At 67.4% G+C, this 14558-nt stretch carries 12 protein-coding genes and 1 other RNA gene; 4 read left to right on the top strand and 9 right to left on the bottom strand.

Translation table 11 applies throughout. The features are described from left to right. Nucleotides 1–25: 25 nt before the first annotated feature. Genes ACD584_RS01395 through egtB form a run of 3 tightly spaced genes read right to left on the bottom strand, consistent with a single transcriptional unit; the run spans nucleotide 26 to nucleotide 2586 of the window. Nucleotides 26–298 carry a DUF3253 domain-containing protein gene (locus ACD584_RS01395; RefSeq protein WP_076037491.1) on the bottom strand — a complete coding sequence of 91 codons (273 nt, stop codon included), beginning with the start codon at nucleotides 296–298 and terminating at the stop codon, nucleotides 26–28. A gap of 15 nt (nucleotides 299–313) precedes the next feature. Then, nucleotides 314–1300 (bottom strand): L-histidine N(alpha)-methyltransferase, encoded by a 987-nt coding sequence (gene egtD / locus ACD584_RS01390; protein ID WP_014509477.1) that lies wholly within the window; start codon nucleotides 1298–1300, stop codon nucleotides 314–316. Beyond that, nucleotides 1297–2586, bottom strand: a complete 1290-nt coding sequence (gene egtB, locus ACD584_RS01385) for an ergothioneine biosynthesis protein EgtB (RefSeq protein WP_175611741.1) — start codon at nucleotides 2584–2586, stop codon at nucleotides 1297–1299. The genes egtD and egtB overlap by 4 nt, the downstream gene beginning before the upstream one ends. 65 nt (nucleotides 2587–2651) lie before the next feature. Here egtB and ACD584_RS01380 point away from each other — a divergent pair, with 65 nt between their 5' ends. After that, nucleotides 2652–3833, top strand: a complete 1182-nt coding sequence (locus ACD584_RS01380) for an aminotransferase class V-fold PLP-dependent enzyme (RefSeq protein ID WP_175611742.1) — start codon at nucleotides 2652–2654, stop codon at nucleotides 3831–3833. A 119-nt stretch (nucleotides 3834–3952) separates the two neighbouring features. Here ACD584_RS01380 and ACD584_RS01375 read toward each other — a convergent pair whose 3' ends face one another. The 4 genes from ACD584_RS01375 to ACD584_RS01360 are packed head-to-tail and all read right to left on the bottom strand — an operon-like array spanning nucleotide 3953 to nucleotide 7807. Next, entirely contained in the window at nucleotides 3953–5425 is a 1473-nt protein-coding gene (locus ACD584_RS01375; RefSeq protein ID WP_116923840.1) for a glycine betaine ABC transporter substrate-binding protein, read from the bottom strand. Further along, nucleotides 5422–6159, bottom strand: coding sequence for an ATP-binding cassette domain-containing protein (locus ACD584_RS01370; RefSeq protein ID WP_011035421.1), 738 nt, complete (start codon nucleotides 6157–6159; stop codon nucleotides 5422–5424). The genes ACD584_RS01375 and ACD584_RS01370 overlap by 4 nt, the downstream gene beginning before the upstream one ends. A 60-nt stretch (nucleotides 6160–6219) precedes the next feature. Continuing rightward, the gene (locus ACD584_RS01365; RefSeq protein ID WP_175611743.1) at nucleotides 6220–6561 is read right to left on the bottom strand and encodes an EF-hand domain-containing protein; all 342 of its coding nucleotides are present in this window, start codon (nucleotides 6559–6561) and stop codon (nucleotides 6220–6222) included. Nucleotides 6562–6601: 40 nt separating this feature from the next. Beyond that, on the bottom strand, nucleotides 6602–7807 hold the full coding sequence (locus ACD584_RS01360; RefSeq protein ID WP_011035419.1) for an acyl-CoA desaturase: 1206 nt from the start codon (nucleotides 7805–7807) through the stop codon (nucleotides 6602–6604). Nucleotides 7808–7961: 154 nt separating this feature from the next. On the opposite strand from ACD584_RS01360, the gene ACD584_RS01355 reads away from it, so the two are divergent. From ACD584_RS01355 to ACD584_RS01345, 3 genes are all read left to right on the top strand, one after another. Continuing rightward, nucleotides 7962–8798 carry an ABC transporter ATP-binding protein gene (locus tag ACD584_RS01355; protein WP_076037494.1) on the top strand — a complete coding sequence of 279 codons (837 nt, stop codon included), beginning with the start codon at nucleotides 7962–7964 and terminating at the stop codon, nucleotides 8796–8798. 270 nt (nucleotides 8799–9068) lie between these two features. Next, nucleotides 9069–10085 (top strand): TIGR00266 family protein, encoded by a 1017-nt coding sequence (locus ACD584_RS01350; protein WP_076037495.1) that lies wholly within the window; start codon nucleotides 9069–9071, stop codon nucleotides 10083–10085. Nucleotides 10086–10436: 351 nt separating this feature from the next. Continuing rightward, nucleotides 10437–11474, top strand: coding sequence for a patatin-like phospholipase family protein (locus ACD584_RS01345; RefSeq protein WP_011035416.1), 1038 nt, complete (start codon nucleotides 10437–10439; stop codon nucleotides 11472–11474). A 451-nt stretch (nucleotides 11475–11925) separates the two neighbouring features. Here ACD584_RS01345 and ACD584_RS01340 read toward each other — a convergent pair. Together ACD584_RS01340 and ACD584_RS01335 are read right to left on the bottom strand one after the other, a co-directional pair. Then, a non-coding RNA gene (locus tag ACD584_RS01340) (sX9 sRNA) lies at nucleotides 11926–12000 on the bottom strand. Nucleotides 12001–12173: 173 nt separating this feature from the next. Beyond that, complete coding sequence (locus tag ACD584_RS01335) at nucleotides 12174–14396, bottom strand: TonB-dependent siderophore receptor (RefSeq protein WP_076037496.1); 2223 nt, start codon at nucleotides 14394–14396, stop codon at nucleotides 12174–12176. Between the last annotated feature and the right edge of the window lie 162 nt (nucleotides 14397–14558).

Below are 14558 nucleotides of genomic sequence, written 5' to 3'. Positions count from 1 at the left end.
CTGCACGCGATCGCAAGCGCAGCAGTTATCGCGGGAAGCGTGGCCCGCGCATCAAACGGATCGGGCCGCGTACCGTGCCCAGCTCCACAGGCTGGCCACGCTGCGTGATGCGCACCACACCCTCGCCCACCAGTGCGGCCGCGGTGGCGCGCACCTGCGGCATCAGCGCGCGCCAGATCGCGGCATCCTCGCTGAGTGCGCGTGCCACCTCCGACGGGCAGATCGAGTGCTGCGGCTCACGCCCTGCGAGCAGGTCGACGATCAGCGCCGCCATCTGCGCGGCGTCAGGTACCTGCATCGCGTGCGGCCTGCGTCAGAGCGGGCGTAGCAACCGCAGACCGAACCAATCCTTGGCATCGTTCCAGCCATGCGTCACCTTGAGGCCGGCCGCGGCGGCCAGTTCGGCGAAGCGGGCGTCGGTGTACTTGTAGCTGTATTCGACCTGCATCGCCTCGCCTTCGGCGAAGGTGAATTCCTGCCCGCCCACGTGCACACGTTGCGCGCGCTGGCTGACCAGGAAGGTTTCGATGCGGCCGCGTTCGCGCGCATACACCGCGCGATGGCGGAAACCCTCCAGGTCGAAATCGCTGCCGATCTCGCGGTTGAGGCGTGCCAGCAGATTCACCGTGAATTCCGCGGTGACCCCGGCGGCATCGTTGTACGCCGCCTCGATCAGCGCGGCATCCTTGTCCAGATCGATGCCGATCAAGGCGCAGCCGTCGGCGCCCATGGTCTGGCGCATCGCATCCAGCAATTCAATCGCGGCGGTGTCGGTGAAATTGCCCAGCGTCGAGCCCGGGAAGAACACCACATGCCGGCGTGCCGGGCGTTGCGCGGCCGGCAGCTGCAACGGCCGGGTGAAGTCGGTGCACACCGGCAACATCTGGATCTGCGGAAATTGCTCGGCCAGGCGCGCGGTGCTTTCCAGCAGCGCGGTCCGCGAGATCTCCAGTGGCGTATAGGCCACCACATCGCGCAGGCCCTGCAGCAGCAATTCGGTCTTGCGGCCACTGCCACTGCCGTACTCCACCACATGCACGCCCGCGCCGATCGCCTGCGCGATCGAGCTCATGCTGGCCTCAAGCAGGCTCAATTCGGTGGTGGTGAGGTAGTACTCGGGCTGGCGGGTGATCGCTTCGAACAACTGCGAGCCGCGCGCATCGTAGAAATATTTCGACGGCAGCGTCTTGGGCGTCTGCGACAGGCCGGCCAGGGCATCGGCGGTGATGTCGTCCGGCTGCGGGCGCAGATCGGTCAGCGCGGCATGCGCGCGTTGGGTGGCGTGGGCGGCGGCGTTCACGGCAGATCCTTGGCTAGGCGCACGCCGGCAAATTGCCAACGCGCATCGGAGGGAAAAAAGTTGCGGTAGCTGGCGCGCACATGGCTGGCAGGCGTGGCACAACTGCCGCCGCGCAAGACCCATTGCGCGTTCATGAATTTGCCGTTGTATTCGCCCAGCGACCCGGGCCAGGGTGCGAAGCCGGGATACGGCAGATACGCGCTGCCGGTCCATTCCCACACATCGCCGAACAGCTGCTGCAGACCGGTGTCCACCGCATCGGCCGCGCGCGGATGCAGGGCATCGCTGTCGACGAAATTGCCGTGCACGGCAATGCCGGTGGCGGCTTGTTCCCATTCGGCCTCGGTGGGCAGGCGTGCACCGGCCCAGCGCGCGAACGCGTCGGCTTCGAACAGGCTCAGATGGCACACCGGCGCATGCGCATCGCGCACGCGCCAGCCTTCGAGGGTGAACTCGCGCCCGTCCGCATCCCAGTACAGCGGACGCTGCCAGCCCTGCGCCTGCACCATTGCCCAGCCATCGCTGAGCCAGACGCCGGCGCTGCGGTAGCCACCGTCATCGATGAACTGCTGGTATTCGGAATTACTGACCACACGGTGCGCCAGTGCATGCGCACCGACCAGCACGCGGTGGCGCGGCGATTCGTTGTCGTAGGCGAAAGCCTCGGCCTGTGGCCACGACGCTGCGCCAATCTCCACGATCTGCTCGTCGCGCGCATGCCAGCGCAAGGCGCTAGACGCCGCCGCCGGCACGGGCTGGGCATCGCGGTAAGCCGGCTGCAGCGGATTGCTCCACAGCGCGTGCTTGATGTCGGTCAACAGCAGTTCCTGGTGCTGCTGCTCGTGCTGGATGCCCAGCTGCACGATGGTGCAGGTGGCCTCGTCCAGCAGGCCATCGCGCAGGCGGCGCTGCATCTGCGCATCGACGGCCGCACGGTAGTCACGCACCTGTTGCAGCGATGGCCGCGACAACACGCCCCGGCGCGCGCGCGCATGCATCGGGCCCACGCTTTGGTAGTAGCTGTTGAACAGGAAATCCCACGCCGGGTCGAACACCACGTACTGCGGGTCGGTCTGCAGCACGAAGCGTTCGAAGAACCAGGTGGTGTGTGCCAGGTGCCATTTGCTGGGGCTGGCATCGGGCATGCTCTGCACCATCGCGTCTTCCGCGCTCAAGGGTGCGGCAAGACGATCGCTGAGCGCACGGGTCTGCGCGTAGCGTTCCAACAGCGTCAGCTGCTGTTGCTGGTGATCGACCAGCAGGGGTGATTGTGCAGACATCGCCATATGCTTGGGGAGCGACCGTGAACGCGCCGTGTGGGCGGCATGTCGCTGCGCGTTAAGCTGTGCGCATGAGCGCCGCACCGTTGTCCCGTTCGCTACCCACACCCCTGGATTGGTCGCAGCGGGAGCAGGCATTCATGCTGCCCCCGGCCGTGACGTATCTGGATGCCGCCGCACGCGGGCCCATGCTGCGGGCCGTGCAAACGGTGGCGCACCAGGCCATCGATGCGCTGGCCACGCCATGGCAATTGTCGTTCGCTGCATGGGTGGAGCAGATCGAGCAACTGCGCGCGTTGGCCGCGGGCCTGTTCGATGGCGATACCGATGCGGTGGCGCTGGTGCCCTCGGCCGCACACGGGCTGGCCACGGCCGCGCGCAACCTGCAGCTGCAACGCGGCGAGGCCGTGTTGGTGCTGGAAGGACAGTTCCCCTCCAACCTGCTGATCTGGCAGCGCCGCTGCGCCGAGGTGGGCGCGCAGATTGTCGCGGTGCCCATGGCAGCGGAGGAGCCCTTGACCGAGGCGGTGCTGCAGGCAATCACCGAGACGGCGGCGCTGCGCGTGGTGAGCCTGCCGCACGCCTATTGGCTGGATGGCCGGCAACTGGACCTGGACCGCATCAGTGATGCCGTGCACGCGCGCGGTGCGGCGCTGGTGCTGGACCTGAGCCAGAGCCTGGGCGTGTTGCCAACCGATCTGCCGCGCTGGCGGCCGGATTTTGTGGTCAGCGTGGGCCATAAATGGCTGCTGGGCCCGATGGGCCTGGCGTGGCTCTGGGTGGCGCCGCGCTGGCGCACACGCGGTGTGCCGATCGAGGAGCACTGGAGTGGCCGCGATGCGGGCAGCAGTTGGGAATTCCCCATCGCCGCAGCGCCCGACTACCGCACCGGCGCGCGCCGCTACGACGCCGGTGGCGTGGCCGACCCGCTGCGCCTGGCCATGGCGACCGCCGCCTTGCAGCAGATCGCCGCCTGGCAACCGGCACGCATTGCGCACGCATTGGGCGCGCTCACCGCGCAGTGGGACGCCGCGCTGCAAGCGCAGGGGCTCGCCAGCTGGTGCACGCCAGGCCATGCGCCGCATCTGACCGCGCTGCGACCGCCGGCTGCGCAGCTGGAGTCGGTAGCCGCCACGCTGCGTGCGCTGGGTGCGGTCTGCACCCAGCGACACGGGCGCTTGCGCATTGCCCCGCACCTGAGCGTGACCGGGCAGGCGCTTGCAGAGCTGGTGGCTGCGCTGCCGCGTGGGTGAATGGTGGGTTGCCGATGTGCGGCGCGGTGGCCCAGGCGCCTGTAGGAGCGCGCTGGCGTGCGATGGGCGTTATCGGTAACGCCTCATCGCGCGCAAGCGCGCTCCTACGCTGCAGCTGCTCAACCGCGCTGACTCAGGCGTAGCCCACGCGGGGTGGCCCAGCGCTCCAGTCCTTCGAACAGCGCCTGCACCAGCAAGGCCAGCACGGCAGCGGGAATGGCGCCTTCCAGGATCAGGCCGATATCGTCCAGGCGGATGCCGGTGAGGATCGGCTGGCCGTAGCCGCCTGCGCCGATCAACGCGCCCAGGGTGGCGGTGCCCACATTGATCACCGCCGCGGTCTGGATGCCGGCCACGATCGTGCGGCGCGCGAGCGGCAGTTCGATACGCCACAAGCGCGTCCATGCCGGCAGCCCGATCGCTTCGGCGGTCTGGCGCAACTCGCGCGGGATCGAGGTCAGCCCGGCATGCGTGTTGCGCACGATCGGCAGCAAGCTGTAGAGAAACAACGCCGCAATCGCCGGTTTGGCGCCGATGCCGAACAACGGGATCATGAACACGAACACCGCCAGCGACGGCAAGGTCTGCAGCACGCCGGTCAGCGACAGCACCACCTGACCAAGCCGCGGCCGGCGCGCGGCCAGCACGCCGAGCGGCAATGCGATCACCAAGGCCAGCCCCAGCGAGATGCCCACCAGGGCCAGGTGCTCCCAGGTGTGCTGCAGCAAGCGCGCAACGCGGCCATCGGTGGCCGATGCCGGCGCCACGCCCAGCCACTGCGCGGCCACGGCGGCTTCGCTCTTGCGCTCCAGCTTCACCTGCGCGTTGAGCCGCTGCATGGTGGCTTCGTCGATGCGCCCCTGCAGCCCTTGCAGCGTGGCCACCATCTTCGGCGCACGCTGAGCCAGATCCTTGCGATACAGGAACACCGCCTGGTACTCGGAGAAGTAATGGCGGTCGTCCTGCAACACCTGCAGCTGGTAGTACGGAATTTCCGCATCGGTGCTGTACAGATCGGTGACCTCGATGGCCCCGCTCTGCAGCGCGCGATACGCCAGGTCGTGATCCAGCCCGGTGGCGCGCTGCGGCAATGCATAGGCGCCGCGCACGCCGGGCCAGCCATCGGCACGCTGCATGAATTCATTGCTCAGGCCGATCTTCAGGTCCGGATGCCGGGCCAGATCGGATAGGCTGCGGATGCCCAATGCCTGCGCACGCTCCCGGCGCATGCCGAAGGCGTAGGTATTTTCGAAGCCCAGCGAGTCGGTCATTGCCAGGCCGCGTGCATCCAGTGCGGCGCGTAGTTCGGCGTGGCTGGCCTTGGGCAGCTGCAGCAATTCCTGCGCCAGCGTGCCGGTGTAATCGGCGTACGCATCGATCTGCCCGGTCTCCAGTGCGCGCCAGAGAATGCGCGTGCCACCGAGCTGGGCGCGGTGCTGCACCTGCACGCCATCGCGCTGGCCGGCGGCGGTGGCGATCTCGCCCAGGATCACCGCTTCGGTGAAGTTCTTCGAGCCGATGGTGACCTGCGCGGCCTGCACCACACCGCTGCAGATCAACAATGCAAAAGCCATCAACAGCGCGCGCATCATGCGGCATCACCGATGCTGCGCTGCGCGGTGAGAAAGCGCTGCACGAACGCATCGGCCGGCTGTTCCAGCAGCGTACGCGCACTGCCCTGCTGCACCACCTGGCCGGCGCGCATCAGCACCAGCGTGTCGGCCAGATACGCGGCTTCGGCCACGTCGTGGGTGACCAGCACCACGGTCTTGCCGAGCTGCGCGAACAACTCGCGCATCTGTGCCTGCAGGTCGTAGCGCACGATCGGGTCCAGTGCACCCAGTGGCTCGTCCAGCAGCAGCGCCGGCGGGTCCAGCATGAGGGCGCGGATCAGGCCCACGCGCTGGCGCTGACCACCGGACAACTCGGCCGGGTAGCGCGCCAGCAGCGCGGGCGGCAGCTGGCACAGCGCGCACAAGGTCTCCAGGCGTTGCGCGATACGTTGCGGCGTCCAGCCCAGCGTCTGCGCCAGCAGCACCACATTGCTGCGTGCATCCAGATGCGGGAACAGGCCGCCCTCCTGGATCACGTAACCAATGCGCTGCCGCTGCGCCTGCAGCGCATCACGCCGCAATGGCGCGCCATCGAAGGTGACGCTGCCACTGTCCGGCCATTCCAGGCCCACCAACATGCGCAGCACGGTGGACTTGCCGGCGCCGCTGGGGCCGATCAACGCAGTGGTGACCCCGCTGGCGAACGACAGGCTGACCTGGTCGAGGGCGATGGCCTGGCCGTAGCGACGGCTGACCTGGTCGAGAGTGAACATGCGGCCGAGCTTGCCGGGCGCCGCGTCAGACGGGCGCGAAGGCGCACGTGCGTGCAGGTTTCACCGCGGCGGTGCCAGCAGCTCGCGCGCGCTCAAGTACCCATCGCCATTGGCATCCTGGCGTGCGAAACGCTCCACCAGCGTGGCACGGTGTGCGGCGCGGGTGATCGGCTTGCCGCGCCGGCCCGGCAGCTCCTCGCCTTGCAGCACCCCGTCGTGATCCAGGTCGCGCTGATCGAAGGCGTAGCTCATCCAGGCCAGATATTCATCGCGGCTGACCCGGCCATCGCCATCGGTGTCCATGCGTTGCAGATACTGCTGGCTGTCCTGCACCTGGGCCTGCGCGGCCAACGCCACTGCGCACAGTGCCCCACAGGCCAGCACACGAGGCAGCGCGTGCATCAGCGCACGCACGCAAACGCCCGCGCGCGCAACGCTCGTGTTACGTGCCACTCAGCGCATAACCCTTGAGCCGTGCCGCATACGCCTGCAATGCCGCGTTGCCGCTGGCTTCGGCTTCATGGCACCACTGCTGCAGCTGCTTGAGCCGCTCGGACGCATCGTGGCTGCGCGCTTCCAGCACGGCGGTGAGGCGCGCGCGGTATTCCACCAGCGTGCGCATGCGCGGGCGTTGCGCCACCCAGTGTTGCAATTGTTCGCGCGCATCGGGCTTGAGCCAGCGGCCATCGTCCACCAGGCCCTTGCGCAGGCGGCGCGGCAGCAACTGGCGCAGCTTGGCACCGGTGGCGGCGGCCTCTTCGCGCAGGGCCGGCTTGAGCACGTTGCGCTGGTAGTCGGTCATGGCCTGGAAGCGGTGCGACAACAGCGCCTTGAGCGTATCGGCATCGGGCACGGCGATATTCGGGCGGATGTCCAGCGATGGCGCCACCCGCAGCACCTTGGCCAGGCCCAGCGCCTGCAGGCAGCGGATCGCGATCCAGCCGATGTCCAGCTCCCAGCGCCGCATCGAAAACCGCGCCGAACTCGGGAAGGCGTGGTGATTGTTGTGCAGTTCTTCGCCACCGATCCACAGCGCCCACGGGGTCAGGTTGGTGGAGGTGTCGGCGGACTCGAAATTGCGATAGCCCCACCAATGCCCCAGGCCATTGACCACGCCGGCGGCCCAGAACGGAATCCACGCCATCTGGATCGCCCACAGTGCGATACCGGGCAGCCCGAACAGCACGCTGTTCACCACCAACAGCGCGATCGGGCCGGCGTTGGCGTGCGGCGTGTACAGATGCCGCTCGATCCAGTCGTTGGGCGCGCCCTTGCCGTACTGCTCGATGTCGGCCCGCTGCGCGCGTGCTTCGCGGTACAGCTCCACGCCGCGCCAGAACACCTGGCCGATGCCCTTGGTCTGCGGGCTGTGCGGGTCTTCCTCGGTTTCCACCTTGGCGTGATGCTTGCGATGGATCGCCACCCACTCGCGGGTGATCATCGAGGTGGTGAGCCAGGTCCAGAAACGGAAGAAATGCGCGATGACCGGATGGAAATCCACCCCGCGGTGCGCCTGGCTGCGATGCAGGTACAAGGTCACCGCGAAGATGGTGAGTTGGGTGAACACCAGCAGCACGGCCAGCATCCCCCACACGCCCAGGCCGGCGATGCCGGAGGTCAGAACGTCGATGATCGAATCGGACAACATCGGCATCTCCAGGCAGTGCGCCATCGTGTCGGTGGATACAGACATGATGGGGGCGATGGCGGCAAACTTCACCCTTCGGATGCGTAGGGTGCCTCCTACATTCCTAAAGCGGTTCACACGTCTCGTTTCCTTACCGTTACCCGATCCCACCTGCATGTCTGTTGCCGTCGACTCCTCCGCCACACCCGATGCCCCGCCACTGATCGAGCTCGACCAGGCCAGCGTGATCCGCGGCCAGGTGCGCGTGCTGCACGCCTTGCGCCTGCGCATTGCGCTGGGCCAGCACACCGCCATCCTGGGGCCGAACGGCTGCGGCAAATCCTCCTTCATCAAATTGATCACGCGCGAGCTGTATCCGCTGGCGCGTGGCGATGGCCAGCCCGCGGTGAAGGTGCTGGGGCAGACACGCTGGCAGGTGGACCGCCTGCGCGCGCATCTGGGCATCGTCACGGGCGATCTCAGCGGCAATCTTGCGCAGATGCCCGAGCTGGATGTGGAAAGCGCCGTGCTCTCCGGGTTTTTCGCCAGCTATGTGGTGCCGCCGCACAGCGAGATCAGCGACGACATGCGCGCCCGTGCACGCGAAGCACTGGCGCTGGTACGCGCATTGCCGTTGCTGGAGCGCCCGTACGCGGAGCTGTCGGCCGGCGAAACACGGCGCGTGCTGATCGCGCGTGCGCTGGTCAATCGGCCGCAGGCGCTGTTGCTGGACGAACCCTCCACCGGCCTGGATCTGGTAGCGCGGCAGCACCTGCTCGACAGCATGCGTCACCTCGCCCAGCAAGGCATCACGCTGGTGCTGGTGACCCATCACATCGAGGAAATCGTGTCGGAGATCGAGCGGGTGATCTTGCTGCGCGCCGGCAGTGTCCTGGCCGATGGCGGCCGCGCGGACATGCTCACCAACGACCGTTTGTCTGCAGCGTTCGATGGCCCGGTGCGGGTACAGCGCGAGGGCGAGCGCTACTGGGCGACGGTGGGCGCTGGCTAAGCGCAGCGATCAAAACGACTGCGCAGCCGCCAGGCGGGCGTTACGTTTTGTTAGCCGCTCTAAGGTGTGCGGTGCGATGCATGGCCCGTGCTAGCGGCCGCGCTCTGCGCGTTGGCGGAAGCAATGGAGCACGCGGCGGGTCGTGCATGTCTGCGCGAAAGCGGCGCCCCACCCCTGCCCAACCGGTGCGCCGCGCCATGACGTTGGGCAGGGGACAGCGGGCCGGCCGCTGCGCTTAGACTCGGCGCACCGCAGACAGGAGTCGTCCCGATGGCACAGTGGTATTTCCATATTCCCGGACAGGCCGACCGGGTCGGCCCGCTTGATGACGCCAGCGCCCGCGCGCATGCGCAGCGCCAACCCGACGCGCTGGCCTGGCGCGACGGCCTCGACGGCTGGACACCCGCCCGCCAGCTGGCCGAATTGCAGGGCGCCGGCAGCCTGCCCCCGCCGTTGAGCGGCACAGGCGCCGCACGCGCGGACGAGATCGATTACCGCATCGTCGGCAACGACATGCAGTTCGTCGAGGTCGAACTGGACCCGGGCGAGAGCGCGATCGCCGAAGCCGGTGCGCTGATGTACAAGGACGCCGCGGTGCAGATGGACACCGTGTTCGGCGATGGCTCGCACGATGGCCAGGGCGGCAGCAGCGGCGGGCTGATGGGCAAGTTGCTCTCGGCCGGCAAGCGCGTGGTGACCGGTGAAAGCATGTTCACCACCGTGTTCACGCACGCCGGCAGCGGCAAGGCCAAGGTGGCGTTCGCCGCGCCCTACCCCGGCACCGTGCTGGCGTTGCGGCTGTCCGAACACGGCGGCCGCCTGATCTGCCAGAAGGACAGCTTCCTGGCGGGTGCGCGCGGCGTATCTCTGGGTATCGCCTTCCAGCGCAAGATCCTCACCGGCCTGTTCGGCGGCGAGGGATTCATCATGCAGAAACTCGAAGGCGACGGCTGGGTGTTCGTGCATGCCGGCGGCACCGTGGTGGAACGCGACCTGGCGCCGGGCGAACGCATCGACGTGGACACCGGTTGCGTGGTCGCCTACCACGCCAGCGTGGACATGGACGTGCGCCGCATCGCCGGCCTGAAGAGCATGTTCTTCGGCGGCGAAGGCGTGTTCCTGGCCACCCTCACCGGCCCGGGCAAGGTGTGGATGCAATCGCTGCCGTTCTCGCGCATGGCCGGCCGCATGCTGCAGGCCGCCCCGCAGGCCGGTGGCCAACAACGCGGCGAAGGGTCGGTGCTGGGTGGACTGGGGCGCTTGCTGGATGGCGACAACCGGTTCTGATCGAAGCAGACTGGTTGACCGCGGCTGGTGCGACGCGTTGCCGTAAACGCACCAATCGCGGTTGACCGAAGCGCTTTGCTGCGGCGCTGATGCGGCGCGGTCTACGCACCATTGGCATGCGCGCTCCGGAGCGCCTGCAGTGCACGCGCAGGCACGCACGCGACGCCACGGGTGGGTGAAGGCATGCGGCGACACAGTGATTGCTCCCGAAGGCCCGTCGCCACGCAGGTGGCAGCGCGCGCCATGCTGCATCCCTGACGCAGCCCGGCTGCCGAGGCGACCAATGGGACGCGCGGCGTTGGGGGGTGCGCGTGTATTCTCCCTCGCCTTTCCACCTACGTTTCCGTCGCCATGACTGCGCTCCGTCGCCCACGCTCCCTTGCCTTGCTGTCGCTGATCGGCCTGCTTTCGGCCTGCGGGGGCGAACCGCGTCCCGCCACGCCCGCGCCGGTGGTGCAGGCGCCGTCTGCCACTGCGCCCAAGCCGGTGAAGATCGGCGTCGCGCTCGGCGGGGGCGCGGCCAAGGGCTTTGCGCATATCGGCGTGATCAAGATGTTGGAAGCCAACGGGTTCGCACCGGTGGTGGTGTCGGGCACCAGCGCCGGCAGCGTGGTGGGTGCGCTGTACGCCAGCGGCATGGACGCCTTCCAGATGCAGGAAAAGGCCGTGGCGCTGGACCAGACCAGCATCCGCGACGTGCGCTTGTTCTCCGGTGGCCTGGTGCAGGGCCAGAAGCTGCAGGACTACGTCAACGAACAGCTCGGCGGCAAGCCGATCGACAAACTGCGCAAGCCGTTTGCCGCGGTCGCCACGCGGCTGGAAGACGGTGAGCGCACGGTGTTCGTACGTGGCAATGCCGGCCAGGCGGTGCGCGCCTCCAGCAGCATTCCCGGCGTGTTCGAGCCGGTGACCATTGGCCAGTACCACTACGTGGACGGTGGCGTGGTCAGCCCGGTGCCGGTGGATGCGGCACGCCAGCTCGGCGCCGAATTCGTGGTGGCGGTGGACATTTCCAGCAAGGCCAGCGGCAAGAATCCCGGCGATTTGCTTGGCACGGTCAACCAGTCGATCTCGATCATGGGCCAGCGCCTGGGCGAGGCCGAACTCAAGCGCGCCGACGTGGTGATCCGCCCCAAGGTCAACGACATCGGCTCGGCCGATTTCAACCAGCGCGGCGCCGCGATCCTGGAGGGCGAACGCGCGGCAATGGCGGTGATGCCGCAGATCCGCGCCAAGATCGCGCAGCTGCAGGCGCAGCGCAGCAGCGCCACACGCAGTGCGGCCGAACAGGCCAAGGCGGCAAAGCAGGAGGCGTACAAGCGCTGCCTGGAAGAACGCTCGCGTTGGCAGAAGTTGCGCGGCAAGGATGAGGAATGCGTAGCGCCTTGATGCGCGTGTTGGTGCGGATGTAGATGCGCGTGAGCCGTACGTCGCAGGCCGATCAACGAAGTACGCGCAAGGTTGATGTGGGCGTTTTTGGCGAGAGGCGATAGACGGCTGTGAGTGATGTGAAGTGCGTGTGTGGAAATGCGCGTTGAAGAACAGCGCGTGTAGCGGGACGTGCTCGCGGCCAAGGCCGCTCCTACAACGGCACGGCGGTTCCGGGTGTGGTGATGGTGTGCGGGTTGATGTGCACCGTTTTGGCGAGAGGCGATCGACGGCTGTGAGTGATAGGACGTGCATGTGTGGGGATGCGCGTGAACGAACCGCGCGTGTGGCGGAACGCGGTCGCGGCCAAGGCCGCTCCTACGACGGCACGGCGGTTCCGGTGTGGTGATGGTGTGTCGGGATGGCTTCGCGGCCTAGGCCGCTCCTACGACAGCCGACGCGTTCTTAGAGCGGCTAACAAAACATAGCGAGCAGTCGTCAGGTGGGTGCGGACGGCGCGGAGGAACCGGAATGTACGTGGGTACATGAGGATTCCGAGCACCGGCCGCGCCCGCCTGGCGGCTGCGCAGTAGTTTTGATAGCTGCTCTTAGGGCAATGCGCGCCGTTGGCACACCTGCAACAGCCGCAAGGCCGCCCCTGTAGGAGCGGCCTTGGCCGCGATGCGTTACCGATGACCCCGCAACATCAACCGCAACACCTCAATACCGCCAACGCAGCGACACGCTGACAAACCGCGGCTCGCCGTAATTCTGGTAATCCAGGTTGGCCCAGTAGGTCTTGTCGAAGGCGTTGCGCACCGCCAGCGTGGCGGTCCATTGCTCGCTGATGCGGTAGTTGGCGTTGAAGTGCACCAAGGCGTACGCGTTCTGCACCACGGTCACCGGGGTGGTGGCGCCGCTGCCATCGCCGGTGGGGCGCGCGATGTTGAAGCCGCGGACCGCGCTCTGCCAGCTCACCCCGCCACCGATACTCAGCCGGTCCCACGCGCCGGGCAGGCGCACCTGGGTGGACAGCTGCAAATAGTCCTCCGGCAGGTTGGCGTAGATCGCATCCGTAGGCGCGCGGGTGACCTTGACGTGGGTGTAGCCGGCATTGACGGTCCAGCCGGGCAGCACCTCGCCGTTGAAGTCCATTTCCCAGCCGCGGCTCTTGGTGCCGTTGACACCGATGTACGCGGAATTGCCGTCCGGCAGCGAGGATTCCGGCTGGGTCATGTCGCGCACGGCAAAGTTGTCCTGCTTGGCCTCGAACACGGCGGCAGTGGCCATCGCATGGCCGTCGAGCAATTGCGCCTTGATGCCGGCTTCCAGGTTGGAGCCTTCCACCGGCGCGAGCAGGTTGTTGTCCTTGTCGCGGTAATTCTGCGGATTGAAGATTTCGGTGTAGCTGGCGTAGAGCGAGACATCCGGCACGATGTCGTAGACCAGGCCCACGTACGGGGTGACTTCGTCGCTCACTTCATAGCGACCGCTGGTGCCGGTGTAGGCGCCGCTGGCATCGAAGGCCTGGGTGCGGGTTTCCCACGAACTCAGGCGTGCGCCGGCGATCAACGACAGCGGGTCGGCCAGGCGGAAGCGCGTGGAGGCATACACGCCGCGCTGGGTGGTGCGCCCCTCGCTCCGCCGGCCGTTGCGTGCGTAGGTCACTTCGGACGCATTGCCGTCCCAGTTGCGGATGTTGGGAATGAAATAGCAGCGCTCGGGCGGACCAAAGGCGTTGGGGCAGGTGGCCCAGTCGTCCGGATAGGTCTGCGCCAACCCGTACGAGGTGGATTGCAGATCCTGCCAGCTGCCGCCCACCACCACATCGTGCTGCCGCCCGAACAGCGAGAAACCGCCGGACAGATACACATCCACGCTGTCGCGGGTGTCTTCGGTTTCGCCCACACCGGTGCGCAGGAACAGGCCGCTACCGTCGGCGGCCGGATACCCGGTGCCGTACACACGCAGGCTCTGCACGTTGCCCTTGGTGTGCGCGGCGTTGACGCGCAGCAACCAGTCCTCGCCGATGCGTTGTTCCAGGTTGGCGAACGCGGTGCTGGTTTCGCGCTGCCAGCGCGTCCACTCCGGTGCCAGATTGGTCGAGCGGGATAGATTGGCCAATGTGCCATCGGCGGCGAAGAACGGCACCGTGCCCCAGGTCGAACCGACCGGGGTGTTGTCCTGGCGCTGATAGCCGACGGTGAGGGTGGTGCTCTCGGTCAGGTCGCCTTCCAGCACCGCCATGCCGGACATTTTGGTGTCGTGGTAGCGGTCGTAGTAGTAATCGCGGTCCTGCCAGGCCGCCACCACCCGGCTGCGCCAGCGCCCGTCGCTGGTCAGCGGTGCGTTGACGTCGGCCTGCATGCGGCGGAAATCCCAGGTGCCCGCGCTCACCGCGAACGAGGCATCAAACTCCTTGCCGGGCCGCTTGCGCAGCAGGTTGACCGTGGCCGAGGGAATGCCCGCGCCGGTGAGCAGGCCATTGGCGCCGCGGATCACTTCGATGCGGTCGTAGAAGACGGTGTCGTATTCCTGATTGGTCGCGCCGCTGTAGGTGGGCAGGCCGTCGACCTGGAAGTCGGTGATCTGGAAGCCGCGCGCGAAATACAGCGGGCGCTGGGTGTCGTAGAAGGACACGTTGACGCCGGTGACGTTGCGCATCACATCGTCGATGCTGAAGAGCGATTCGTCTTCCAGCCGCTGCAGGCCGATCACGCTCACCGACTGCGGGGTTTCCTGCAGGGTGAGCGGCAGGCGCGTGGTGGTGGCCGGCTGCGCGCGGCTCACCGTGCCGTTGACGCTCACCGCGTCCAGCGTCTTGGCGTTGGCATCGGCATTGGCGTCGGCCAGGTCGGCGGCACGCGCGGCGGCAGGCGTCATCGTCAATGCGCACAGCAGCGCAGCGGACAGCGTGGCCAGAGGAAGGGTCTTGGCAGGCATCGGGGGTCTCATCGATCGGGCAGACGCAGCGCGTCAGTGACAGGAAGCGGCAGGCACGCGTCGGCATCCACCCGGACGACAAGCTGGCTGGCCCGGTGGGCTGGCGGTTCGACGGGGGATACGGCTGGACGCTGCCAGTGTTATGCAAATGTAAATCGTTAT

The sequence above is a fragment of the Xanthomonas sp. NCPPB 2922 genome (assembly GCF_041520885.1).
Taxonomy (GTDB): Bacteria; Pseudomonadota; Gammaproteobacteria; order Xanthomonadales; family Xanthomonadaceae; genus Xanthomonas; species Xanthomonas campestris.
This window is presented reverse-complemented; position numbering and strand designations above follow the sequence as displayed.

Excerpts from the sequence above, each read along its gene's own strand:
- ACD584_RS01360 (WP_011035419.1), bottom strand. The coding sequence starts at position 7,807 with ATGTTGTCCGATTCGATCATCGACGTTCTGACCTCCGGCATCGCCGGC.
- ACD584_RS01335 (WP_076037496.1), bottom strand. The coding sequence starts at position 14,396 with ATGCCTGCCAAGACCCTTCCTCTGGCCACGCTGTCCGCTGCGCTGCTG.
- ACD584_RS01380 (WP_175611742.1), top strand. The coding sequence starts at position 2,652 with ATGAGCGCCGCACCGTTGTCCCGTTCGCTACCCACACCCCTGGATTGG.
- ACD584_RS01350 (WP_076037495.1), top strand. The coding sequence starts at position 9,069 with ATGGCACAGTGGTATTTCCATATTCCCGGACAGGCCGACCGGGTCGGC.
- ACD584_RS01345 (WP_011035416.1), top strand. The coding sequence starts at position 10,437 with ATGACTGCGCTCCGTCGCCCACGCTCCCTTGCCTTGCTGTCGCTGATC.
- ACD584_RS01355 (WP_076037494.1), top strand. The coding sequence starts at position 7,962 with ATGTCTGTTGCCGTCGACTCCTCCGCCACACCCGATGCCCCGCCACTG.
- ACD584_RS01375 (WP_116923840.1), bottom strand. The coding sequence starts at position 5,425 with ATGATGCGCGCGCTGTTGATGGCTTTTGCATTGTTGATCTGCAGCGGT.
- egtB (WP_175611741.1), bottom strand. The coding sequence starts at position 2,586 with ATGGCGATGTCTGCACAATCACCCCTGCTGGTCGATCACCAGCAACAG.
- ACD584_RS01395 (WP_076037491.1), bottom strand. The coding sequence starts at position 298 with ATGCAGGTACCTGACGCCGCGCAGATGGCGGCGCTGATCGTCGACCTG.
- ACD584_RS01370 (WP_011035421.1), bottom strand. The coding sequence starts at position 6,159 with ATGTTCACTCTCGACCAGGTCAGCCGTCGCTACGGCCAGGCCATCGCC.
- ACD584_RS01365 (WP_175611743.1), bottom strand. The coding sequence starts at position 6,561 with ATGCACGCGCTGCCTCGTGTGCTGGCCTGTGGGGCACTGTGCGCAGTG.